The sequence below is a fragment of the Vreelandella sp. 21 genome (assembly GCF_050995515.1).
GTDB lineage: Bacteria > Pseudomonadota > Gammaproteobacteria > Pseudomonadales > Halomonadaceae > Vreelandella > Vreelandella alkaliphila.
Genome location: NZ_CP194673.1, coordinates 2,293,199 through 2,315,779, shown reverse-complemented (window position 1 = coordinate 2,315,779; position 22,581 = coordinate 2,293,199). Strand labels below are relative to the sequence as shown.

The following is a 22,581-nucleotide window of genomic DNA, read 5'->3' as shown; positions in this document are numbered from 1 at the left end:
TTTAAATCGCACACAAAGGCGATTATCGTAGGCGTGCGCTAGTCGTATTGTCAGTATTGTTTCTATACTATGTTATAGCTGATGTTTTTTTATGGGCTTTTTTATTTAATTACGATCAGCATTTGGCTTGATATTACGGTAGGCGTCAATGTTATTACGTGTGATTTTGTATCGCCGTTTTAACAATGTTGGCGCAGTTACGACTAACAAGTTTTTTTAAAATTTTTCTAGGAGATTATCCGACTCATGGCAGGCTCACCCAACGCATCCAATATGGTTGTCGGGCTGGACATTGGAACGTCCAAAGTCGTCGCGATAGTCGGTCAACCCACCGATGACGGCGGGATTGAGATAGCGGGTATCGGCTCTCATCCATCACGCGGCATGAAGCGTGGTGTGGTCATTAATATCGAATCAACAGTGCAATCTATTCAGCGCGCCGTTGAAGAAGCGGAATTAATGGCTGGTTGTGATATTCACTCTGTCTATGTCGGCGTTGCTGGTAGCCATATCAGTTCAATGAACTCAGACGGCGTGGTTGCGATTAAAGAAAGGGAAGTCACACCATCCGATATTGAGCGCGTTATTGACTCAGCCCGCGCACGTGCGGTCTCGGAAGGGCAGCGTGTATTACATGTATTGCCCCAAGAGTTCTCAATCGATGCTCAAGGTGGTATCCGTGAACCTTTAGGAATGTCAGGCGTTCGTTTAGAGGCGCAGGTTCACCTTGTGACAGCGGCATTGAACGCCGTTCAAAATATTGAGAAATGTGTTCGGCGATGTGGTCTGGCCGTTGACGCAATTATTCTTGAACAGCTAGCTTCTAGTATGGCGGTGCTTACCGAAGACGAGCGAGAATTAGGCGTTTGTATGGTGGATATTGGTGGGGGGACCACTGATATGGCCATTTTCAGTGAAGGTGCCATTCGCCATACTGCCGTTATACCGATAGCGGGCGACCAAGTCACTAATGACATAGCAATGGCATTGCGCACGCCAACGCAGCATGCCGAAGAGATTAAAGTTAAATACGCTTGCGCACTGACACAGCTAGCGGCAAGCGATGAAATGATTAAAGTTCCCAGCGTAGGAGATCGTCCGGCTCGTGATTTATCGCGACAGGCACTTGCTGAAGTGGTTGAGCCGCGTTACGAGGAACTATTTACGTTGGTGAGAGACGAATTACGCCGTAGTGGCTATGAAGATATGGTGGCTGCTGGTGTTGTGCTCACTGGTGGCACCTCGCGTATGGAAGGGGTTAGCGAATTGGCAGAAGAGATTTTTCATATGCCTGTTCGTATTGCATGTCCGCAAAATGTCAAAGGGTTGGCTGATGTGGTACGCAATCCAATTTATGCAACAGGTGTGGGTTTACTGCATTATGCATTGCAAGAAGCGCGACATGGGCAAGGCCTAGAAAGCCACGGGGAAGTCGTTGCTGCGCATAAAGGGCGCAACGAAGTCGTCAGGCGTGATATCAAGGAAGGTCAATCGGCGCTGGTAAGAATTAAAGGCTGGTTCAAAGGAAATTTCTGACAGGGCCGCAAGCGCGGTTCAGGAGACGGGGCTTATGTTCGAATTGGTAGATAACGCACCCTCGAGCAGTGCGGTCATCAAAGTGGTCGGTGTTGGCGGTGGCGGTGGCAACGCGGTCAACCACATGGTCGAAAGTAATATCGAAGGCGTTGAGTTTATCTGCGCTAACACCGACGCTCAAGCGCTTAAGCGAGTGTCTGCAAAAACAGTCTTGCAGCTTGGTGGTGAAATCACCAAGGGGCTTGGGGCCGGTGCCAATCCTGAAGTCGGCCGCCAAGCAGCCATGGAAGACCGTGATCGCATCGCTGAGTTATTAACCGGTGCAGATATGGTATTCATCACGGCTGGCATGGGTGGTGGTACAGGTACCGGCGGTGCGCCTGTCGTTGCTCAGGTTGCCAAAGAGTTAGGTATTTTGACGGTTGCTGTGGTAACTCGGCCCTTCCCGTTTGAAGGGCCGAAGCGCATGCGCGCCGCAGAAGAAGGTATGAAAGAGCTTTCTGAGCACGTTGATTCGTTGATCACTATTCCAAACGAAAAACTGCTTTCTGTGCTAGGAAAGAACGCCACACTGCTAACCGCCTTCAGCGCTGCTAACGATGTGTTGTTGGGAGCCGTTCAAGGTATCGCAGAGTTGATTACCAGTCCGGGCATTATTAACGTCGATTTTGCTGATGTACGCACCGTTATGTCAGAAATGGGCATGGCGATGATGGGCACAGGTGGAGCAACTGGCGAAAATCGTGCTCGCGAAGCGGCTGAAAAAGCCATTCGTAGCCCGCTGCTTGAAGACATTGATCTGCACGGTGCTCGCGGTATTTTGGTTAATATTACTGCCGGTCCCGATTTGTCGATCGGTGAGTTCAATGACGTAGGCGCTACAGTTCAAGAGTTTGCCTCTCAGGAAGCGACCATTGTGGTGGGTACCTCTATCGACATGGAAATGTCCGATGAGCTGCGTGTGACCGTGGTGGCTGCTGGGCTGGATGGTAACAAAGGTAAAGTTGCTTCACGTGAGCCAGTGCGTCGGTCTGCTGCTGAAGCGTCATCAGATTACCGCAAGTTGCAACAGCCAACTGTCATGCGTCAGCAGGCAACGGCGCGTAAAGAAGCGCCTGAGCCAGCTGCGAAGCCTCGTTCCGAGAAGCGTCGCACCCCTGATGCAGATGACTATTTGGACATTCCCGCATTTTTACGCCGTCAGGCAGATTAACTGACGCTATCGGGGTCATTGAAACAGTAAACGAGAGTTTTATTGGTTAAAACGCTCGTTTGCTGTTAAAGTGAACACTGTTTCTTAACCTTCTTTCCCCTAGCGGTACTTGTCGGCACTTTTGCCGGTGACCGCCGTCATTAGAGTTCGACCACTGCCCATGATCAGACAACGCACATTACAAAACGTCATTCGCGCTACCGGAGTGGGTCTGCACTCTGGCAAAAAAGTCCACTTGGCTTTGCGCCCGGCGCCAGCTAATACCGGAATTGTGTTTATCCGGACCGACCTGGAGCCTGTGGTTCACGTACCGGCCCGTGCCGAATTGGTGGAAGACACCACATTATGCACTGCTCTTTCTTACAAGGGTGTGAAAGTCGCGACGGTCGAGCATTTGATGTCGGCATTTGCTGGATTGGGCATTGATAATGCCTATGTCGATGTAAGTGCGCCTGAAGTGCCTATCATGGACGGCAGCGCCAGCCCTTTTGTGTTCTTAATTCAGTCGGCGGGCATTTTAGAGCAAGATGCGCCTAAGAAATTCATTCGAATTAAGCGCCGCGTTGCCGTCAGTGATGGCGATAAAGAAGCCGTTTTTTTGCCGCATCAAGGCTTTAAAGTTTCTTTTGCAATTGACTTTGATCACCCTGTGTTTGAGCAGCAAAAACAAACTGCGTTGATCGATTTTTCAACGACGTCGTTTGTTAAAGAGGTTTCTCGTGCACGTACCTTCGGGTTTATGCGCGATCTCGAATTTTTACGCTCCAATAATCTTGCGCTTGGTGGTAGCTTAGATAATGCTATTGTTGTGGATGACTACCGCATCGTGAACGAAGGTGGTCTGCGTTACGACGATGAGTTCGTCAAGCATAAAGTGCTGGATGCTATTGGTGATTTGTACCAGCTGGGCCACAGTTTGATTGGCGAGTTCCAGGGTGTTAAATCGGGACACGCGCTCAACAACCAGTTGTGCCGCGAGCTATTGGCGCAGCCCGACGCCTATGAAATCGTCACTTTTGAAGAAGATAAAGCGGTTGCGCCTATCTCTTACTCGGCACCTGCAATGGCATAGATTGAACGCTTGTTGGGCGGGTGAGTAAGCATACAGCAATAGTAAAAAGCACCGCTTTAGCGGTGCTTTTTGCGTATTGGCACTGGCAATACGTGGCTATGAATGTTTGTCATCTGAATGATTAGGTGCATGCGCCGCAAGGCGCTCCAGGGCGTTTTTAAGTGAGGGGTTGTCAGTGTCTTTAGCGCATTCGGTCAGCGTTTTTCCTGCATTTTCTGAGAGGGTGCGCGTGTAGCGTTTGGGGCTTTCAATTGGCCGAACGGGCCGCACTTTCAGGGTAAAGCCGGTAACGCTTTCAAACCCTGGCAATTGATGCAGTAGGGTTAGCAATCGCGGCTGTTCATAGCGTAACCACGTTAACCAGCTTGCTTGGCCACTTATTAACGTCAATCGGCCGTCCCGAAAGCCCCCGACGAAAATATGCTCACGCATTGCTTCAGGAAGGTGGGCGCGTAAATGACGCTGAGCCTGATCAATTAAGCGGGACTGTCGCATAAGCTGTCCAGCGCTGCCCGACTTGGTCAGCAGTTGGGTAATGGGCTGTGCGCGGGATCGCTTAACCTTTATACTCATTAACTTGATTCCTGGAACGTTGCTGGCTGCGCCACACTCACGGTTGCCACCAGCGTTCTGTATTGTCTTTTAATTGATAGAGCCTAACACGCTCGGGAGCCAGTCCACAGCATGTCATCAACGCCAGATGTTTTGTCTGCTTCGCCGCGGCGGCAACGCCGAAATGGCCTAGCGCGTTGGTGGCTGGCAGGCCTCTTAGTGAGCTGTTTGTTACCTGCTAGTTTACATCCTTCAGATGCATTTCGTAGTGGTGAACGCGGCGTCATCATCTGCTTTTGGGTACCCGCAATGCTGCGTGCCCAATCTGAATGGATCGCTAAGAAGCGCTTTGCGCTGCGCCGCTGGGTAAGAAAAAAAGCGCGTATCCATCCTGTCGTCTTGCACTGTTCCCGCTACTTTCTTCATATCCCACGTCGATTGGTTGCCGCGATTGATGTGCTGACCCCTCGTGGCCCGCCAGCTCAGCTGTCCGTTTACTAAATTTACCCTTATTTGCCTTATATAAAGGGCGCGCCTGAATGGAGCGCTCGTGAAGATTTGGAACTTTCATGATTAATAATTTGTTACGTAAAGTCGTTGGCTCTAAAAATGATCGCGACGTTAAACGCATGCAAAAAAGTGTGCTCAGTATTAACGTTTTAGAGCAAGCGCTTGAAGGGGTGAGTGACGCTGAGTTGCAGGCAAAAACAGGGCTGCTCCGTCAAAAATTAGCAGAAGGCGCGTCTGTTGATAGTTTATTGCCCGAAGCGTTTGCCGTCGTGCGAGAGGCCAGTAAGCGGGTAATGAAAATGCGCCACTTTGACGTCCAGATGGTCGGTGGCATGACGTTGCATCGTGGCCGTATTGCGGAAATGAAAACCGGTGAGGGTAAAACCCTGGTGGCGACGCTTGCCGTCTATTTAAATGCGCTGCCAAGCAAGGGTGTGCATGTTGTCACCGTTAACGACTACCTTGCTCGCCGTGATGCTGAGTGGATGCGGCCCTTGTATGAGTTTCTTGGGCTATCGGTAGGCGTTATCTATGCTGGTCAAACGGGTGAAGAGAAGCGCCATGCCTATCAGTGTGACATCACTTACGGCACTAACAATGAGTTTGGTTTCGACTATCTGCGCGACAACATGGCATTCGCGCTTGAGGATAAAGTGCAGCGTGGTCTGCATTACGCCATTGTCGATGAAGTTGACTCTATTTTAATTGATGAGGCCCGTACGCCGTTAATTATCTCAGGCGCAGTGGATGAAAACACTGATTTGTATGGCATTGTGAATCGCCTGGCTCAACAGTTAGAGCAAGGTGAAGCCTCTGAGGACAGTGATGCGCCGGTCACGGGAGATTTCCTGCTTGATGAAAAACAAAAGCAGGTAGAGCTTACCGAGCAGGGGCATAACAAAGTTGAAGAGCTAATGCGTGCCGAAGGGCTGTTGGGCGAGGGCGAATCGCTTTATGCCGCACAAAACCTAAACTTGCTTCAGCATATGCATTCCGCGCTGCGCGCACGGCATCTTTATCATTTAGACGTTGACTACATCGTATCTGAAGGCCAGGTCGTCATCGTTGATGAGCATACTGGGCGTAGTATGCCGGGACGCCGTTGGTCAGAAGGGCTTCACCAAGCGGTTGAAGCGAAAGAAGGGGTGACGGTTCAGCGAGAGAGCCAGACACTGGCATCGACTACTTTCCAGAACTATTTCCGTTTGTATGAAAAGCTCGCAGGTATGACCGGCACCGCTGATACCGAAGCGTTCGAATTTCGGCAAATTTATGGCCTGGATGTGGTCGTCATTCCAACGAACCGACCGCTTGCTCGTAAAGATCTGAATGATTTGGTTTATCTGAGTGCGGAAGAGAAATACGAAGCGATTATTAAAGATGTGAGGGCCGAAACCGAAGCGGGACGCCCTGTTCTAGTCGGTACTGCTTCGATTGAAACCTCTGAGTACCTAGCTCGCCTTATGCGCGAAGCTGGCCTGGCGTTTAATGTGCTGAATGCTAAACAGCACCAAAGCGAAGCAGAAATCATCGCTCAAGCAGGTCGTCCTGGCGCCATTACTATTGCAACGAATATGGCGGGTCGTGGTACCGATATCGTCCTGGGGGGGAACTGGGAAGCAGAAGCAGCTAAGCTGCAAAATCCTACCCAAGAACAGATTGATGCTCTCAAGGCGGAGTGGCAGAAGCGTCATGACGGTGTTTTAGAAGCGGGTGGTTTGCATGTGATTGGTTCTGAGCGCCATGAGTCCCGTCGTATTGATAACCAGTTGCGTGGTCGTGCGGGACGTCAAGGTGACCCAGGCTCTACACGCTTCTTCCTCTCGTTAGAAGACAGTTTGATGCGTTTGTTTGGTTCTGACCGAGTGAAGCGCTTGATGCTGGCTCTCGGGCTAGAACGCGGTGAGGCGATTGAGCACAAGATGGTGTCTAATGCTGTTGAGCGCGCCCAGAAAAAAGTAGAGGGGCGTAACTTTGATATCCGCAAGCAGTTGCTCGAATACGATGATGTCGCTAACGACCAGCGCCGAGTTATCTACGAACAGCGAAATGAAATTCTTTCCGCTGATGAGGTTTCCGACGCCGTTATCGGTATTCGTGAAGAAGTCATGGAAGATGCCATCAGTGATTATGTGCCACCTCAGAGCCTGGCTGAGCAGTGGGATTTGCCTGGGTTAGAGGCGCATCTTAAAACTGAATTCAATCTTGATGCTCCTGTTACCCAGTGGGCGGCAGAGGATGAGCGCTTCAGTGAAGAGAAGCTGCGTGAGCGTTTACAAGCGATGCACCGCGATGCGTATCAAGCCAAAATTGAGGCTGCTGGTGCCACGTTGATTCGCCGTTTTGAAAAGCAAGTAATGCTCCAGGTATTGGATACCCGTTGGAAAGAGCATCTTCAGTCGATGGATCACTTGCGTCGCGGCATTCATTTGCGTGGCTACGCCCAGAAGAACCCTAAGCAAGAGTACAAGCGAGAGTCCTTCGAGTTGTTCCAGCATCTGCTAACGAACATCAAAGCTGACGTTACGCGTATTTTAAGCCATGTTCAGGTCCGTCAGCCTGAAGAGGTTGATGCGTTAGAGCAAAAGCGCCGTGAAGAGTCAGTACGTGAACGTGCGACAGCAGCAAGCCGCCACGACGACCCTAATGCCCAGCAGGACGATGTTTCACAGGAAGCGCCAGGGACTGATGGTCGTCCGCTGCGTCGTGAAGGACCGAAAGTAGGGCGCAATGATCCGTGCTCATGTGGGTCCGGTAAAAAATATAAGCAGTGCTGCGGAAAACTAAGCTAATCACGCGTGGCGAAATTGAGCGCAAAGGAGAAAAACATGGCGGTGGGAAATCTTGCTTTTCCGGAATTGCCACCCCTTAATGGGGTGCGCCTGGGTAGTGCAATGGCAGGTATTAAAAAGCCGGATCGCCGTGATGTTGTGGTGATTGAGCTACCTGAAACTGCCACGGTAGCTGGGGTTTTTACTCGTAATGCGTTTTGCGCTGCCCCAGTGGTCGTTGCGAAAGCGCATCTTGAAGCGTGTACAAGCGCAGGGCGTGTGCCTCGCTACTGGCTGGTAAATACTGGCAATGCCAATGCTGGTACTGGCGCATCAGGCTTGCAGGATGCTTATGCCAGCTGTGAAGCGCTTGCTGAGCAAATGGGCGTTGATAAAAGCCAGGTCTTGCCCTTTTCAACCGGCGTGATAGGTGAACCTCTGCCCATGACGCGCCTGCTTGCCGGTATACCCCATGCGCTAAATTCCTTAACGGATACTAGCCTTGCTTGGCAGCAAGCGGGTGAGGGAATTCTAACCACGGATACCCGTGCCAAGGGCGCAACGGCAACCGTTTCAATTGGCGATCAGCAGGTCACGATCAACGGTATTACCAAAGGTTCAGGCATGATTAAGCCTAATATGGCTACCATGTTGGGCTTTGTGGTAACGGATGCGGCGATTGCGCAGCCGTTGTTAGCAAGTTTGTTACGTGAAACGGTAGATCACTCCTTTAACTGCATCACTGTCGATAGCGATACATCAACCAACGATGCGTGCATGTTGGCAGCGACAGGTACCGGCGCTCGCATCGAAAATGAAGAGCAGGTGGCCATTTTCCGCAATGCGCTGCAATGCGTCATGACCGAGCTTGCTCAAGCGATTATTCGTGATGGTGAAGGGGCAACTAAGTTTGTGACGCTCCAGGTGGATGAAGCGACCACTCGGCAGGAAGCCTTGGATGTCGCTTTTACCGTTGCTCATTCGCCGCTGGTGAAGACTGCGCTCTACGCTTCTGATGCTAACTGGGGGCGTATTCTAGCCGCTGTTGGGCGCGCGCCGGTTGAGGCATTCGATGTTAATCAAGTCGTGATTGATTTAGGTGACGTTCGCTTGGTTGAACAGGGCGGCCGTGCCGACAGTTATACAGAAGCAGCGGGCAGCGCTGTCATGGCGCAGGAAGAGATCATCATTCGCATTAATTTGGGCCGTGGTGAAGAGAGTGCCACTGTGTGGACCTCGGACCTATCTCATGACTATGTGACTATCAACGCGGATTACCGTAGCTGAAGCGCACTGAAAAGTAGCCAAAACAGTTGCAGTGACGTGCTAATGCAGCGAGATAGCGTCGTCTTTGGTTAGGGCGGCGCGCAAAAAGTGGGTAAAGACGTAATGAGTGTAATGGTAAAACGACGAGTTCATGTCGCGGCGGCTGCAATGATCAGCGCCGATCAGAAGCGGGTGCTGATTGCGCGTCGGCCCTCTAATGTCGATCAAGGCGGCCTATGGGAGTTTCCTGGGGGCAAGCTGGCGCCTTATGAAACAGGGTTGGAAGGTCTCAAGCGTGAGCTTCACGAAGAGCTTGGCGTCGAGATTGTACGGGCTCGGCCACTTATCCGCGTTCATCATGAGTATCCTGATAAGCACATCCTGCTAGATGTTTGGCAAGTCCAAGAGTTTGCAGGTGAGCCGTTTGGCCGCGAGGGGCAGGCTGTGCGCTGGGTGCCTATGGAAGAGTTGGTGAACTATCCTTTCCCTGCCGCTAACTTGCCTATTTTGCGTGCGGTGATGTTGCCCACTGATTACCTGATTACCGGCGAAGAAGCTGACGAAGAGCGTTTCGATAGCTTGTTAGAAAGAGCGCTTAGTGAAGATGGTGTCAGACTCGTACAGCTGCGGGCAAAAAATCTTGATGAAGCGGCATACATTGCCCGTGCTGAGCGCGCGCTGCGCCTTTGCCGTCAGTACGATGCGAAGCTGTTGCTGAATGGAGAGCCTGCACTACTTGACGCTGTTGATGCTGACGGTATTCATTTAACCAGCGCACGGTTAATGGACCTTGAGCGTCGCCCGATTGCAGAAAATAAATGGCTCTCGGCGTCGACTCACGATCAAAAGCAACTTTCTCAGGCTGCGGTTTTGGGTTGTGATTTTGTCACGCTGTCGCCGTTGCGCACTACGCCTTCGCATCCTGAAGTGGCGCCACTGGGGTGGCATGACTTCCAGCAGCTAGTGGAACGTGCTGGTATGCCGGTATTTGCACTGGGTGGTATGACACGTTTTGATGCTAACCATGCACGCGCTGTTGGCGCTCAGGGAATTGCGTCTATTCGTGATTTTTGGAAGTAAAGCCAAAGCCAATCGCCACACGTTAGCATTTTGAACGCTGCGCCTGCTCTCGATGAGAGCAGGCGTCTATGTTTTTACCAGCTTATGTTTTTACCAGCTTGTGTTTTTATCAGTCGAGATTGGTTATCTAGCGAGTGGGTTATCAATCGCGATAGCGGCGTGTTAAGTCACCGTAAGCATCAATGCGGCGGTCGCGCAAATAAGGCCAAATACGCCGAGTGTTCTCGCTACGCGCCATATCGATGTTGACGACTAGTTGCTGCGTCTCTTCACCTGCATGCGCTAGCATTTCTCCCTGTGGGCCGCATACAAAACTTCCTCCCCAAAACGCAATGCCGTTACCAACGCCAGAGTGGTCGGGTTCAAAGCCGACTCGGTTAGCGACCAGCACGGGCAGCCCGTTAGCGACGCCATGGGAGCGCTGTATAATTGTCCAAGCATCTTTCTGGCGGGCTTTTTCAGCGTCATCATCACTTGGATCCCAGCCGATGGCCGTGGGATAGAGAAGCAGCTCCGCACCACTTAGTGCCATTAAGCGTGCCGCTTCCGGGTACCATTGATCCCAACAAACCAGAATACCTAGCCGCCCAACAGAGGTGTCAATAGGCGTGAAGCCTTGGCCACGTCCGTCGTCAGAATCACCAGGGGTAAAGTAAAACTTTTCGTAAAAGGCCGGATCATCTGGGATGTGCATTTTACGGTACTGTCCTACACGTCCTTTTGCGCGGTCATAAACGACGGCTGTATTGTGGTAAAGCCCCGCCGCGCGCTTTTCAAACAGCGACCCCACCAGCACAATATTCAGCTCCTTGGCTAGTTCGGCCAGGTGCTGACCAGTAGGGCCGTCTAGTGGTTCAGCCAAATCAAACAGTGCAGGGTCTTCGTACTGGCAAAAGTAGTGCGTGGCATGCAGCTCCTGAAGCAACACTAATTGTGCGCCTTGGCTAGCAACTGAGCGTATGCCTGCTTCGCTGGCAGCAAGGCTACGTGCTTTATCTGGCCACGCTGGCTGTTGAACAATACCGACGGTTAAGCTGTTAGACATGATGGCTCCTTAGGATTGACTAAGCGCAGGGGCAAGGGTGCCTTTCGGTAGCTGCATGGTTAAACAGTGAAGGCTGCCATGCTGGCGAATGATGCTATTACACTCGATAGGAATCAGGGTGTGTTCTGGAAAGGCAATACTCAACGCTTGCAGCGCGACCAGATCGGCGGGATCGCCGTAAGTGGGCACCAGTACGGCATTATTGATAATTAAAAAATTAGCGTAGGTAGCCGGGAGACGATGACCATCTTCAGGATCAAAGCAGGCTTGTGGCCACGGCAAAGCAATTAATTGGTAGGGCTCGCCGTTGCGTTGGCGAAACGCCATGAGCTCTTGCTCCATTGCGTTTAGCGCTGGATAGTGAGGATCGGTCGGGTCGTCGCAGCGGACATATGCAATGGTAAAGGGATTGCAAAAGCGCGCGAGCGTATCAACATGACTGTCAGTATCGTCACCTTCAAGATGCCCATTTGCTAGCCATAGGACTCGATCGACGCCAAAATCTTCCGCTAACTGGGCTTCAACATCCGTACGCGAAAGCGACGGATTGCGGTTGGGGTTCAGTAGGCAGGCCTCAGTGGTTAGCAGTGTGCCCTCTCCGTCGGTTTCAATCGCGCCGCCTTCTAGCACCATGCTGCGTGGAGCGATGGGGCAGGTCCACACCCCTGCATCATCCAGCCACTGAGTGAGGCGATTGTCATGCTCGGCAGGAAATTTACCGCCCCAGCCAGTAAACGTGTAATCCAGCATGAGTGGCTGCTGCGCTTCGTCCACCACGGTGATCGGCCCATGGTCTCGGGCCCAAGTGTCATCCGTGGGAGCGACAATGAGCATCAGTTGTTGTTGGGCAATGCCATAGGCCTCAAACGTCTCAGCCAAGCGGCGCTGGGTGGTGTCATCAGGAACGCTGATTAACACGCGCTGATAGCGTGTCGTGGCAATCACGATACGCTCAAGTGTTGCTTCGATGCGCGATAACAGCGGTGCCCAGTCGCCGTCTGGGCGGGGCCAAGTCAGTTGCAAGCCGTCTTGGGGGGACCACTCGGGCAATAAACGGTAAGTCTTGTTAGCCAACGTCACGAATGCTCTTAATAGTCGAAAAAATCCTTGCCCTAACGACAAGAAGAATGGGCGCAATTTAGGGGCTTGCTTAGCAACATGCAAGCGTTACCGTGCTTGAGGGAACGGTAGGCAGACTTGTTACTCTAACGCAGCGTTCGTACATGCACCCATGCTAAAAAAACCGTACCATGGACGCTTATTACTAAGGAATGATGCCATGCTTGATCGTTTGCCTTTTCTGGTGGGGCTGCGCTACGTGCGCGCTAAACGCCGGAACCACTTTATTTCATTTATTTCGCTAACTTCAATGCTGGGGTTAATGCTTGGCGTGGCAGTGCTCATTCTTGTGCTGTCGGTGATGAATGGTTTTGATCACGAGCTCCGTACTCGAATTTTGGGAATGGTGCCTCACACTAAAATTGAATCACAAGCAGGGTTAGTTGAGTGGCAGGCGTTAGCAGAACAGCTTGTTGAGCGAGAGCGAGTCATTGGTGCAGCGCCTTATGTTGAACAGCAAGGAATGTTTTCAGCGGGTGGTAGAAACCAAGGCGCTATGGTGAATGGCATCCATCCAGACTGGGAAGATCAAGTGTCGATTATTGGTGAGCATATGCGCCAAGGTCAGCTTTCTGATCTGGTGCCTGGTGAGTGGAACGTAGTGCTGGGGTCTATGCTGGCACGTCGGTTGGGCGTTGGGGTAGGTGATCGCGTCACGCTACTTGTTCCAGAGGCATCGATTACGCCTGCGGGGGTTTTTCCAAGACTCAAGCGATTTACTGTTAGCGGTATCTTTAGTGTAGGCGCTGATTTAGACGCTAATCTGGCCTATGCCAATATTGAAGATATGCAAACGTTAGCGCGCCTGGGCGACGCGGTGGGTGGCCTACGGCTGGAGCTAGATGACCTGTTCGTGGCTGGCAGTGAAACGCAAGCGATCGTTAACGAACTTGGCGCAGGGTACCGCGGTACGGATTGGACTGCTTCCCATGGCAGTCTATTTCAAGCGATACAGATGGAAAAGCGCATGATTGCATTGCTGCTTACGGTCATTATTGCCGTTGCCGCGTTTAATATAGTGTCTACGCTAGTGATGGTAGTGACCGATAAGCGAGCGGATATTGCCATTTTACGAACCATAGGCGCCACCCCACGTTCGATCATGGGGATTTTTATCGTGCAAGGGCTCACCATCGGTCTGATAGGTATTGCGATTGGCGTTACTGTGGGTGTTCTCCTGGCACTGACTATCTCTGATTTGATCAGTTGGTTTGAAACAACTTTCGGTATTCAGTTCTTGGATGCCGGGGTTTACTTTATTAGTGACTTGCCCTCTCAACTGCAGTGGGGTGATGTGCGTGATATTGTCATCGCTGCCTTTGGTCTGACCTTCCTCTCGACGCTTTATCCCGCTTGGCGGGCCGCTCGGGTTCAGCCTGCCGATGTACTGCGTTATGAATAAGGAAGCAACGATGACCTCAAGTACACAGCACTCAACAACAGTTATGTTGGAATGTAACAGCCTGACACGGGTATATAGCGAAGGCCCTCAAGATCTTACCGTATTAGATCAGCTTGAGCTTAAGGTACATGCTGGAGAGCGTGTTGCCATTGTAGGGAGCTCAGGCTCGGGTAAAACAACGCTGTTAAACCTGCTAGGAGGGCTCGATCGGCCTAGCGCTGGTAGCGTAGTGATTGCTGGTGAGCCGTTAGCCGGTCTTAACGAAGCGGCACTAGGCCGTTTTCGAAACCGCTATATCGGCTTTGTCTATCAGTTTCATCACTTGCTAGCTGAGTTCACTGCGGTAGAGAACGCCGCGCTGCCGTTAATTATTCGTGGCCAGTCTAAAAAGGCAGCGGAGCAGCGCGCTATGCAGCTGCTTGAGCGGGTGGGCATGAAGGCGCGGGCTGATCATAAGCCTGGCGAGCTTTCGGGTGGTGAGCGTCAGCGGGTGGCCATTGCTCGTGCGTTAGTGACAGACCCTAGTCTTGTGCTGATGGATGAGCCTACTGGGAACCTTGACCAAACCACGGCAAGTACCATATTAGCGCTTATGGACGAATTGGCTAAAGAGAGCGCCTGCGCGTTTGTTATTGTGACTCATGATGTCAGTTTGGCTGCCCATCAGGATCGGGTATTAAGGCTGGATAGTGGGCAGTTAATTGAGCAGAACAACGACTAATACCCTAGGGGGTTAGTCGTCGAACTCTGATTCAATACAAGCTCGGCGCTGCCGTCTCTTCAGGCGGCGGCGCTTCCAGTGATGGGAAACATGCCAGCGCCAAATTAGCCGTATGACGATATTGGCAATCATGGCTAATAGTAAGGCAGAAATTAATGATCCAAGCATTAGCGGTGGCAGGATGTCGTGCATTTGTTCTGCAATCCAGGGTGTTGATATGCGCGATGGCGCCTCCCTTACTGGTGCTTCTAACAGAAACGTGCCAATCCGATAATTAAAATAAAAAATAACCGGCATGGTGAGCGGGTTCGTAATCCACACCAACCCTACTGAAAGTGCCAGGTTGCAACGGCTAAATCTTGCCCCTAGTGCTGCAACTACCATTTGAAACGGTATAGGCAGCATGGCGCAAAAAAGCCCCACGCTGAACGCGTTTGCGACGCTTCGACGTGTTAAAAGCCATAACCCAGGATCCGCAATTAACGGCGCAATAAAGCGTAGTGAGCGCTGTCGCCTTAATGTGTCGGGTTTTGGCATGTAGCGCTGCAGGAAACGGCGCGGCATGTCAGGTACTCTTTCAATTGGTATATCCTATTATCCATATAGCAGCGTGCTTCGGCTATGGCGTGGGTATGAATGACCCAGTTCCAAGGAGGGGATATGCAATTAGGCGCTGCACTACCTGCTGCCTTGGCAGCATTGATGGGTGCGCTAGCAGCGTGGTTAAGCGGTCCTGAAGCGCATCTACAGGTTCTCTTGCCTAGTGTGTTGGTGGTGGCGCTTTTCGGGGTTGTTTTTCGCCGTAGCTTATTAATTTGGTTGGTTATTTCAAGCTGGGTTTTTATCAGCGTGCAGCAAGAGTGGGGGTACCGTTTGCCATCTGGGCTCAGTGGTGAAGATGTCACTCTGCAGGCTCGAGTAATCAATGTTCAAACGGAAGCGGGGTCATCACGCATACGTCTGGCAGTTGAATCCTGCCTCTCTCCTGAAGGGCTTCCGAGCTGTAGCGCACTGCGTAGCGTGCGAGTAAGTGCCTATGGCAACCAACGCTACCTCGTTGGGGAGCGTTGGCGGATGACGCTGCGGCTCCGCCCTCCCAGTGGCTTTACTAATCCACATACGTTTAATTTCCAGCAGTGGTTGTGGCGCGAAGGCATACATGCAACGGGCTATGTGCGGCAAGAGCCTACGCCGGAACGCTTGTCGGGGGCTACGCAAACACTTCGTCAGAAAGCAATTGAAACGCTGTCTAGCCAACCGTTGCATGAGCGAACTCGACGCTGGCTTGCGGCGCTAACGCTGGGTGATAGTGAGCAGTTGTCTCAAGAAGATTGGACCTTACTCAACGCAACAGGTACGACGCATTTAGTGGTTATCTCTGGATTGCATGTTGGGCTTGTCGCTTCATTTGTGCTGCTGCTGGCTCGTTTTAGTGCCAGGCTGATGACGCCTACCAATTGGCGTCTGCGTGTTTGGCCCTGGTGGCTAGCAGGAGCGGCGGCTGTGGGGTACGCCATGTTAGCTGGACTAGCGCCTCCTGCCATGCGAGCTATGATCATGACGCTGTTAGGCTTGTGGGTGCTTAGCGGACGGCATGCACCAGGAGCTTGGCAAGGTTGGTGGCTTGCACTTGGGATAGTGTTAGTGGTTGATCCGCTTGCACCGTGGCGGCCCGGTCTATGGCTATCGTTTATTGCGGTAGGTTGGTTGATTATTATTTGGCAAGGCCGCCCCCGCCCACAAGGGCTCAAAGGGTGGTGCTGGGCGCTACTGCGTTCTCAACTACTCATCGCACCGCTGATGGCGGCAGCAGTGCTGGTGGCGTTTGGCAGAGTTGCCCCTGCGGCCCCGTTGATTAATCTTGTTGCTGTACCTTGGGTCAGCTCCGTCATGGTACCCAGTGCGTTATTGGGGTGGGTGCTATCGCCACTGCCTGGAATAGGGCTTTTTGTGTGGTGGTGTTTTGAGCAGGCACTGCAGATTTTTCATCAGTTGCTAGTCATTACCGTGCAGTGGGCGCCGCTTTGGCAGCCACCGTCAATATTGGTATTCCCGTTGGTAGGTGCACTGTTATTAATGTCGCTGTGCTGGGGGCTTCCTAATGTTCCGGGGTGGCTACGTATTGGCGCGACCCTGCTACTGTTAAGCTTTCCGTGGTGGTCAGCGGATGAGCAGCTTAACCAAGGTGAGCTACGCGTCATTGTTTATGATGTCGGGCAAGGTCAGCTGATTGAGTTACGTAGCGCCAACTATCGATTGCTGTACGACACAGGACCTCGCTTTCGCAGTGGTTTTATGCCATTGCAAACTCTTTGGCCTCCAGGTCAATCGTTCGATCACGTTATTGTCAGTCATGCCGATACCGACCATGCGGGAGGGATTAGTGCGCTCTTAAAAGACCATCAAATAACGCAGTGGTGGGCTCCCCATGGAGAGCTTCTGCCTGTTGCTAGTACAGAGTGTGTTCAAGGACAGCAGTGGCGGCGTGATGGCATTGACTACAAGATGTTATGGCCCCCAAAGGGAGATAACGTACTGTCCTCAAATGATCGCTCCTGTGTGCTTCAGGTAAGCGTTGGTGAGCAGAGTTTGCTGATCACGGGAGATGCGGGCAAGGACATCGAAAGGAGAATCTTAGCGAATGTTACTATGCCGATTAGCGTGTTAGTGGCTGGGCATCATGGCAGCAATACAAGTTCGGGTGTTCAGTTCGTTCAAGTAAGCCGTCCTCGGCATGTCATTTTTAGTGCCGGGAAAGATAATCCCTTTAACCATCCGGTCGACGCGGTAGTGCGCCGCTTTCGGCAACAACAGAGCTGCTTGTGGAGTACCGCCCAGGATGGCGCTCTCGAATTTAGCCTCACAGCGACTCAGCCAATTCAGATCATTCCCATGCGAAAGCAACAGGGCGTTCGTAAGCGGTGTTGATGCGCGTCACCATAAGGTAGAATTCTCGCAACTGCACACTATGGCCGGGAGCGCGTGTGACTGATTCAGGTTGGGTTCTCTACAAGCGATTATTAACTTACGTCAAACCTCACTGGCGCGCATTCGCGTTAGCGATAATAGGGTTTGTTATTTATGCTGCATCGAGTACAGCATTGGCCGAAATGATGAAGCGATTGATTGATGGCATCCAGAACCCTGATGCTGCCTTTCGTTTCTTTTTGCCTTTGTTTGTCGTGATTATGTTTGCGGCGCGAGGGCTAGGGACATTTTTAAGTACCTACTTTATGGCGTATGTGGGGCGCTATGTGATTCATACGCTGCGCTGTGATGTGTTTGCTCATTTACTACACCTACCTGGGCGGTTCTTCGATCACCATTCCAGCGGCCATTTGGTATCGCGGGTGACTTATCATGTGGAGCAAGTAGCGGGTGCAGCTACCAACGCGGTTACCATTATTCTTCGTGAAGGATTATTTGTTATTGGGTTGATTAGCTATTTGTTCTGGACTAACTGGATGTTAACGCTGCTTTTTTTAGGTGTAACACCAGTGATCTCTGTTGTAGTGGGGTACGTTAGTAAGCGTTTTAGGCGTATCTCTAAGCGTATCCAGCACTCTATGGGAGATGTTACTCACGTCGCTTCTGAAGCGCTCTCCGGCTATCGCGTCGTGCGCACGCATGGTGCTGAGGAGTATGAAAAACAGCGCTTTGAACGAGTAAGTGAAGAAAATCGTCGTCAAAGTATGAAAGAGGCGATGACGCGTGCCGTGAGCTCACCTGTGATTTTGATGCTGGTAGCGATTTCCATGGCTATTCTGGTTTGGCTTGCCATGGCGCCTGCGCTTATGGAAAACATGACGCCGGGAGAGTTTGTTGCCTTTATTACCGCGGCAGCGCTAATGATCAAGCCTGTGCGCCAGCTCACAGAAGTGAATAGTGAGATTCAAAAAGGCATTGCGGCGGCTTCTGAGCTATTTGGCTTGCTTGATTTGACTCCTGAACAGGATGAAGGTAAGACAATTCCCCATCAGCTAACAGGCAGCGTGGTGATCGATAATGTCAGTTTCCGCTACGCTGATGATCAGCCTAATGTATTGCACGATATTAATATAAGCGTTGCACCGGGTGAGTTAGTGGCGATTGTTGGCCGCTCTGGCAGCGGTAAATCAACCTTGGTCAGCCTGCTGCCGCGTTTTTATCAGCCCAGCGAAGGGCGCATTTTGATTGATGGTGTGAATGCCGGTGATTATGCGTTAGGCCCTTTGCGCCAGCATATTGCATTGGTATCGCAACAAGTCACGCTATTTAATGCAACCATTGCTGACAACATTGGCTATGGCGTTACTAACCCAGACCCAGCCGCTATTGAAGCGGCTGCTCAGGCGGCTTACGCCAGTGAGTTTATTGAGAAGTTGCCTCAGGGCTATGCAACGGTGGTAGGTGAAAACGGTGTGATGTTATCCGGTGGCCAGCGCCAGCGCCTAGCAATCGCTCGGGCGATTTTTAAAGATGCACCTATTCTTATCCTGGACGAAGCGACATCGGCACTGGATACCGAATCCGAGCGCTATATCCAGAAAGCGCTGGAGCATGTGTGTGAAGGGCGTACCACATTGGTCATTGCCCACCGTCTATCCACCATCGAACGGGCTGACCGTATTTTGGTGATGGATCAAGGGCGCATTATTGAGCAGGGTACCCACCAGGCGTTGCTAGATGCGGGAGGGGCCTACGCGGCACTGCATCAGCTCCAGTTTCAGGAGAGTGAATGAGCCTGGAGCAACGTTGGCTTAAGGCGGCCTATCACGGAAGCAAATGGCTAACGCCACTGTATCCGCTGGGTGCTTTATACCGTTATCTTATGACGCGCCGTAGCTCTCACTACCATGCTGGTAAAAAGCTAGCTGTTAAAGCATCCGTACCCGTTATCGTGGTGGGTAATATTACCCTTGGTGGAACCGGCAAGTCGCCGCTAGTGGCATGGCTGGTCAACTGGCTAGTAAGGCAAGGGTGGTCGCCAGGTATTATTACCCGTGGTTACGGTGGTAAAGCATCGCACTATCCGTTACTGGTAACTGCAATCACTGACCCTGCGCAAAGCGGCGATGAGCCATTAATGTTGGCGCAACAAACGGGCTGCCCGGTCGTGGCTGATCCGCGCCGTCCACGAGGCGTTCAAGCCCTGGTTGATAGTGGGTGCGACATTATTGTCAGTGATGATGGATTACAGCATCTGGCGTTAGGGCGTGATATTGAGTTGGTTGTTGTTGATGGAGCCAGGGGGTTAGGGAATGGGCGCTGCTTACCTGCTGGGCCGCTGAGAGAATCACCCAGTAGATTGGCTCAAGTTGATGCTGTGATTATTAATGGTCAGCAGTGTCGCCCTCTGCCTATAGAGGGAGTATCGATGCAACTAGCGCCGCTAAGCTGGCGCCGAGTGCAGGATGGTAAACGTATGCCGCTTACCCCTCTGCCATTTACGCTACCTGTGAATGCTGTGGCGGGAATTGGCCATCCTGAGCGTTTTTTTAATACGCTGCGCAGTTTAGGTTTGGACGGCGAGATGCGTCCGCTAGCAGATCATCAGCGTTTTGATGACCAGACTTTCCGTTTTAGTCATCAGCGCCCCGTTGTGATGACCGCCAAAGACGCAGTGAAGTGCCAAGCGTTAGCGCCACCCGATAGCTGGGTGCTAGAGGTAGAAGCCGTGCTTCCACCAGAGTTTGAACACTGGCTGGCAGCTAAATTGTCAGCGCTTTCTGAAAAGGGATACACCGATGGATAAAGAACTACTGGCAATGCTGGTTTGCCCGCTTTGCAATGGCAAGCTCAAGTATAATCGTGAAGCCCAGGAGCTTTGCTGCCACTACGACGGTTTGGCGTATCCTATTCAAGAAGGCATCCCTGTGATGCTTCCTGAAGAGGCGCGCGCGATGGATGCCGATGAAAAGTTACCTATCTCGCCTGGTCGTACCGGAGAGGTGTAATGTCAGTCGCTAAGACCGAATTTATTGCAGTTGTTCCCGCGCGTTTTGGCTCATCCCGCTTGCCGGGTAAGCCACTGCTGGATATCGCGGGTGAGCCTATGGTTGCCCATGTCTGGCGAAGAGCCTGTCAAAGCCAAGCAAGTCGTGTCGTGGTAGCAACTGACGATCCTCGTATACGTGATGCGATGTTGCCCTACGGTGCGGATGTCGTTATGACTCGCGCGGATCATCCTTCTGGTACCGACCGACTGGCCGAAGTGGCAGAGCAGCTCGGGCTAAGCGACGACACTTTAGTGGTGAATGTGCAAGGCGATGAGCCGCTTATCCCACCGGCCTTAATTGACCAAGTGGCGATGCGTTTAGCCGAAGATCGAGAAGCGGCCATTGCGACGCTTGCTGAGCCTATTACTGATGTTGAAACGTTATTTAACGCTAACGTCGTCAAAGTTGTTCGCTCCTTGCAGGGGCGTGCTCTGTACTTTTCTCGTGCTCCCATTCCTTGGGATCGAGAGCAATTTAAAGTCCAACCCGCGCTTTTAGCCACCGATGCATGGTTGCGTCATATTGGTATATACGCCTACCGTGCCAGTTTTCTTGCCGCTTACCGTGAGCTGGCGCCGTCGAGCCTTGAGCAGTTGGAGCAGCTAGAGCAGCTGCGCGCGCTACAGCATGGCTATGCCATTCAAGTTGCGCTAGCCAGCACTATCAATCCTCCTGGTGTGGATACGCCGGAAGACTTAGCCAGGGTGAGAGCGCTTCTGGCGAGTGAAAGTGAAGGTGGAAGCGAATGAAGCGCGTCCTATTTGTCTGCTTGGGCAATATTTGTCGTTCGCCAACGGCCGAAGGCGTCTTTTGGCACGCTGTTGAAGAGGCTGGCTTAAATCGTCATATCAGCGTTGACTCTTGTGGTGTAGGTGACTGGCATGTCGGAAAAGCGCCAGACAGCCGTGCCCAGGTAGCTGCTTTACAGCGTGGTATCGATATTAGTCATTTGCGCGCTCGTCAGCTAAGCGCCAGTGACTTTCTTGAGTTCGACTATGTGCTAGGCATGGATCGCGACAACCTCGAGGCAATGCGAGCGCTACAGCCGAGTACCAGTCGTGCCCATGTAGGGCTCTTGCTAGATTTTGCCGACTTGCCTGATGCTGAAGTGCCTGACCCTTATTACGGTGGTGATGAGGGCTTTGAACATGTCCTGAATTTAATTGAGGCGGCTTCTACAGAGCTAATTGCCCAGCTGAGAAATGACGGGCTGAGAAATGACAGGTTGTGAAATCACGAGTTGTGAAAGAAGTAATAATGATCTGCTTAGTCGTTGCCAGTCAGTCGATTTAACCTCCGCGAACACGCTGCGTTTACCCTGTCAGGCGGAGCGGTATGTTGCCCCTAAAACGCTAAGTGCACTCCAGCATGTGGTGCGTGAAGCCGTTGCTAAGCAGTGGCACATTACGCTCTTGGGAGGTGGCAGTAATGTGCTGCTTCCCGCTAAGCTGAAAGGCATTGCGATTCGGCCTGCTATGCAGCAGTGGTGGCTAGAAAGTTGCGGAGAGTCTGTTGTTGCTCATGTGGGAGCTGGCGTTAATTGGCATTCGTTAGTAATGACGCTATCGGCTCGCGGCCTGTGGGGCATTGAAAACTTAGCGCTGATTCCCGGTGATTGCGGCGCAGCGCCAGTACAGAACATTGGTGCATACGGTGTCGAGCTTAAAGACGTTCTGGTAGGGGTGCAGGTAGTAGAGTTGGCGTCGGGTAATGTACGTTGGTTAAGCGCCGATGCTTGCCAATTTGGTTACCGAGATAGCATCTTCAAAAAATCGCTAGCGGATAAAGTCGTTATTACTCAGTTGGCGCTGCGGCTATCAAAAACACCGCTGCCAAGACTGGGTTATGGAGATTTAGCTGCCCGAGTAGCCGCTTCGGCGAATTGCTTGGCGGTGGCTCAAGCAGTGTGTGCTATTCGTCAGGAAAAACTGCCGGACCCTCAGGTGCTCGCAAATGCGGGTAGCTTCTTTAAAAACCCGCTAGTTAACAGCGATCAGTTATCGCGCTTGCTACAGGCATTCCCTAGCATGCCATATTTTCCGCAGGTTAACGGTCAAAGCAAGCTGGCAGCGGGGTGGTTGATTGATCAGTGTGGGTTGAAAGGGATTCGGCAAGGGGCTTTCGGTGTTCACGCGCGGCAGGCCTTGGTGCTTGTGCATTTTGGCGGTGGTGATCGGTGTGAGCTACTGCAGTTTGCAGAGCATATTGCCCACAAGGTCTATAATCAATTTGGTGTTGAGTTAGAGCCTGAGCCACGCTTGGTACAAGCATAAAAAAACCCCGCTTAGCGGGGTTTTTTAGTGCTAGTGTCGAGTG

General features: G+C 51.9%; 20 protein-coding genes. 16 read left to right on the top strand and 4 right to left on the bottom strand.

The window, feature by feature from the left end:
* Positions 1–246: 246 nt before the first annotated feature.
* The 3 genes from ftsA to lpxC all read left to right on the top strand — a co-directional run bounded on the left by ftsA (position 247) and on the right by lpxC (position 3,821).
* The gene (ftsA, locus tag ACN06F_RS10880; RefSeq protein WP_038485391.1) at positions 247–1,536 is read left to right on the top strand and encodes a cell division protein FtsA; all 1,290 of its coding nucleotides are present in this window, start codon (positions 247–249) and stop codon (positions 1,534–1,536) included.
* A gap of 34 nt (positions 1,537–1,570) precedes the next feature.
* Positions 1,571–2,749 carry a cell division protein FtsZ gene (ftsZ, locus tag ACN06F_RS10875; RefSeq protein WP_038485387.1) on the top strand — a complete coding sequence of 393 codons (1,179 nt, stop codon included), beginning with the start codon at positions 1,571–1,573 and terminating at the stop codon, positions 2,747–2,749.
* A gap of 160 nt (positions 2,750–2,909) precedes the next feature.
* Positions 2,910–3,821 (top strand): UDP-3-O-acyl-N-acetylglucosamine deacetylase, encoded by a 912-nt coding sequence (lpxC, locus tag ACN06F_RS10870; RefSeq protein ID WP_038485384.1) that lies wholly within the window; start codon positions 2,910–2,912, stop codon positions 3,819–3,821.
* A 96-nt stretch (positions 3,822–3,917) separates the two neighbouring features.
* Here lpxC and ACN06F_RS10865 read toward each other — a convergent pair whose 3' ends face one another.
* Positions 3,918–4,394, bottom strand: coding sequence for a DUF721 domain-containing protein (locus tag ACN06F_RS10865; RefSeq protein ID WP_038485381.1), 477 nt, complete (start codon positions 4,392–4,394; stop codon positions 3,918–3,920).
* 111 nt (positions 4,395–4,505) lie between these two features.
* Between ACN06F_RS10865 and ACN06F_RS10860 the strand changes: the two genes are divergently transcribed.
* From ACN06F_RS10860 to ACN06F_RS10845, 4 genes are all read left to right on the top strand, one after another.
* Positions 4,506–4,874, top strand: a complete 369-nt coding sequence (locus ACN06F_RS10860; RefSeq protein WP_038485379.1) for a hypothetical protein — start codon at positions 4,506–4,508, stop codon at positions 4,872–4,874.
* Between the two features lie 68 nt (positions 4,875–4,942).
* Positions 4,943–7,675: a preprotein translocase subunit SecA gene (gene secA, locus ACN06F_RS10855; RefSeq protein ID WP_038485376.1), complete on the top strand. Its 2,733-nt coding sequence runs from the start codon at positions 4,943–4,945 to the stop codon at positions 7,673–7,675.
* 36 nt (positions 7,676–7,711) lie between these two features.
* On the top strand, positions 7,712–8,941 hold the full coding sequence (gene argJ, locus ACN06F_RS10850) for a bifunctional glutamate N-acetyltransferase/amino-acid acetyltransferase ArgJ (protein WP_038485373.1): 1,230 nt from the start codon (positions 7,712–7,714) through the stop codon (positions 8,939–8,941).
* 111 nt (positions 8,942–9,052) lie between these two features.
* Positions 9,053–10,000 carry a Nudix family hydrolase gene (locus ACN06F_RS10845; protein ID WP_038485369.1) on the top strand — a complete coding sequence of 316 codons (948 nt, stop codon included), beginning with the start codon at positions 9,053–9,055 and terminating at the stop codon, positions 9,998–10,000.
* 142 nt (positions 10,001–10,142) lie between these two features.
* Here ACN06F_RS10845 and ACN06F_RS10840 read toward each other — a convergent pair whose 3' ends face one another.
* Positions 10,143–11,045 carry a carbon-nitrogen hydrolase gene (locus ACN06F_RS10840; protein WP_198349124.1) on the bottom strand — a complete coding sequence of 301 codons (903 nt, stop codon included), beginning with the start codon at positions 11,043–11,045 and terminating at the stop codon, positions 10,143–10,145.
* A 9-nt stretch (positions 11,046–11,054) separates the two neighbouring features.
* Positions 11,055–12,125 carry an agmatine deiminase family protein gene (locus ACN06F_RS10835; RefSeq protein ID WP_415965535.1) on the bottom strand — a complete coding sequence of 357 codons (1,071 nt, stop codon included), beginning with the start codon at positions 12,123–12,125 and terminating at the stop codon, positions 11,055–11,057.
* Between the two features lie 199 nt (positions 12,126–12,324).
* On the opposite strand from ACN06F_RS10835, the gene ACN06F_RS10830 reads away from it, so the two are divergent.
* Both ACN06F_RS10830 and ACN06F_RS10825 read left to right on the top strand, forming a co-directional pair.
* On the top strand, positions 12,325–13,566 hold the full coding sequence (locus ACN06F_RS10830) for a lipoprotein-releasing ABC transporter permease subunit (protein WP_198349122.1): 1,242 nt from the start codon (positions 12,325–12,327) through the stop codon (positions 13,564–13,566).
* Between the two features lie 10 nt (positions 13,567–13,576).
* Positions 13,577–14,287, top strand: coding sequence for an ABC transporter ATP-binding protein (locus ACN06F_RS10825; protein ID WP_198349121.1), 711 nt, complete (start codon positions 13,577–13,579; stop codon positions 14,285–14,287).
* Positions 14,288–14,299: 12 nt separating this feature from the next.
* On the opposite strand, the gene ACN06F_RS10820 is transcribed toward ACN06F_RS10825, so the two are convergent.
* On the bottom strand, positions 14,300–14,851 hold the full coding sequence (locus ACN06F_RS10820) for a DUF2062 domain-containing protein (RefSeq protein WP_198349120.1): 552 nt from the start codon (positions 14,849–14,851) through the stop codon (positions 14,300–14,302).
* Between the two features lie 96 nt (positions 14,852–14,947).
* Here ACN06F_RS10820 and ACN06F_RS10815 point away from each other — a divergent pair, with 96 nt between their 5' ends.
* The 7 genes from ACN06F_RS10815 to murB are packed head-to-tail and all read left to right on the top strand — an operon-like array spanning position 14,948 to position 22,538.
* Complete coding sequence (locus ACN06F_RS10815) at positions 14,948–17,215, top strand: DNA internalization-related competence protein ComEC/Rec2 (protein WP_198349119.1); 2,268 nt, start codon at positions 14,948–14,950, stop codon at positions 17,213–17,215.
* Positions 17,216–17,271: 56 nt separating this feature from the next.
* On the top strand, positions 17,272–19,008 hold the full coding sequence (gene msbA, locus ACN06F_RS10810) for a lipid A export permease/ATP-binding protein MsbA (protein ID WP_038485347.1): 1,737 nt from the start codon (positions 17,272–17,274) through the stop codon (positions 19,006–19,008).
* A complete protein-coding gene (gene lpxK / locus ACN06F_RS10805; RefSeq protein ID WP_198349118.1) occupies positions 19,005–20,021 on the top strand; it encodes a tetraacyldisaccharide 4'-kinase in 1,017 nt (338 codons plus the stop codon). Before msbA ends, lpxK begins: the two co-directional genes overlap by 4 nt.
* On the top strand, positions 20,014–20,223 hold the full coding sequence (locus ACN06F_RS10800; RefSeq protein WP_038485341.1) for a Trm112 family protein: 210 nt from the start codon (positions 20,014–20,016) through the stop codon (positions 20,221–20,223). Before lpxK ends, ACN06F_RS10800 begins: the two co-directional genes overlap by 8 nt.
* Positions 20,223–21,014 carry a 3-deoxy-manno-octulosonate cytidylyltransferase gene (kdsB, locus tag ACN06F_RS10795; RefSeq protein WP_089037746.1) on the top strand — a complete coding sequence of 264 codons (792 nt, stop codon included), beginning with the start codon at positions 20,223–20,225 and terminating at the stop codon, positions 21,012–21,014. Before ACN06F_RS10800 ends, kdsB begins: the two co-directional genes overlap by 1 nt.
* Positions 21,011–21,496, top strand: coding sequence for a low molecular weight protein-tyrosine-phosphatase (locus tag ACN06F_RS10790; RefSeq protein ID WP_433923897.1), 486 nt, complete (start codon positions 21,011–21,013; stop codon positions 21,494–21,496). Before kdsB ends, ACN06F_RS10790 begins: the two co-directional genes overlap by 4 nt.
* Positions 21,483–22,538 (top strand): UDP-N-acetylmuramate dehydrogenase, encoded by a 1,056-nt coding sequence (murB, locus tag ACN06F_RS10785; protein ID WP_232482821.1) that lies wholly within the window; start codon positions 21,483–21,485, stop codon positions 22,536–22,538. Before ACN06F_RS10790 ends, murB begins: the two co-directional genes overlap by 14 nt.
* Positions 22,539–22,581 lie beyond the last annotated feature (43 nt).

Bases quoted from the DNA above. Each gene is read 5' to 3' on its own strand.
- ftsA (WP_038485391.1), top strand. From the start codon at position 247: ATGGCAGGCTCACCCAACGCATCCAATATGGTTGTCGGGCTGGACATT.
- ftsZ (WP_038485387.1), top strand. From the start codon at position 1,571: ATGTTCGAATTGGTAGATAACGCACCCTCGAGCAGTGCGGTCATCAAA.
- lpxC (WP_038485384.1), top strand. From the start codon at position 2,910: ATGATCAGACAACGCACATTACAAAACGTCATTCGCGCTACCGGAGTG.
- ACN06F_RS10865 (WP_038485381.1), bottom strand. From the start codon at position 4,394: ATGAGTATAAAGGTTAAGCGATCCCGCGCACAGCCCATTACCCAACTG.
- ACN06F_RS10860 (WP_038485379.1), top strand. From the start codon at position 4,506: ATGTCATCAACGCCAGATGTTTTGTCTGCTTCGCCGCGGCGGCAACGC.
- secA (WP_038485376.1), top strand. From the start codon at position 4,943: ATGATTAATAATTTGTTACGTAAAGTCGTTGGCTCTAAAAATGATCGC.
- argJ (WP_038485373.1), top strand. From the start codon at position 7,712: ATGGCGGTGGGAAATCTTGCTTTTCCGGAATTGCCACCCCTTAATGGG.
- ACN06F_RS10845 (WP_038485369.1), top strand. From the start codon at position 9,053: ATGGTAAAACGACGAGTTCATGTCGCGGCGGCTGCAATGATCAGCGCC.
- ACN06F_RS10840 (WP_198349124.1), bottom strand. From the start codon at position 11,045: ATGTCTAACAGCTTAACCGTCGGTATTGTTCAACAGCCAGCGTGGCCA.
- ACN06F_RS10830 (WP_198349122.1), top strand. From the start codon at position 12,325: ATGCTTGATCGTTTGCCTTTTCTGGTGGGGCTGCGCTACGTGCGCGCT.
- ACN06F_RS10825 (WP_198349121.1), top strand. From the start codon at position 13,577: ATGACCTCAAGTACACAGCACTCAACAACAGTTATGTTGGAATGTAAC.
- ACN06F_RS10820 (WP_198349120.1), bottom strand. From the start codon at position 14,851: ATGCCGCGCCGTTTCCTGCAGCGCTACATGCCAAAACCCGACACATTA.
- ACN06F_RS10815 (WP_198349119.1), top strand. From the start codon at position 14,948: ATGCAATTAGGCGCTGCACTACCTGCTGCCTTGGCAGCATTGATGGGT.
- lpxK (WP_198349118.1), top strand. From the start codon at position 19,005: ATGAGCCTGGAGCAACGTTGGCTTAAGGCGGCCTATCACGGAAGCAAA.
- ACN06F_RS10800 (WP_038485341.1), top strand. From the start codon at position 20,014: ATGGATAAAGAACTACTGGCAATGCTGGTTTGCCCGCTTTGCAATGGC.
- kdsB (WP_089037746.1), top strand. From the start codon at position 20,223: ATGTCAGTCGCTAAGACCGAATTTATTGCAGTTGTTCCCGCGCGTTTT.
- ACN06F_RS10790 (WP_433923897.1), top strand. From the start codon at position 21,011: ATGAAGCGCGTCCTATTTGTCTGCTTGGGCAATATTTGTCGTTCGCCA.
- murB (WP_232482821.1), top strand. From the start codon at position 21,483: ATGACAGGTTGTGAAATCACGAGTTGTGAAAGAAGTAATAATGATCTG.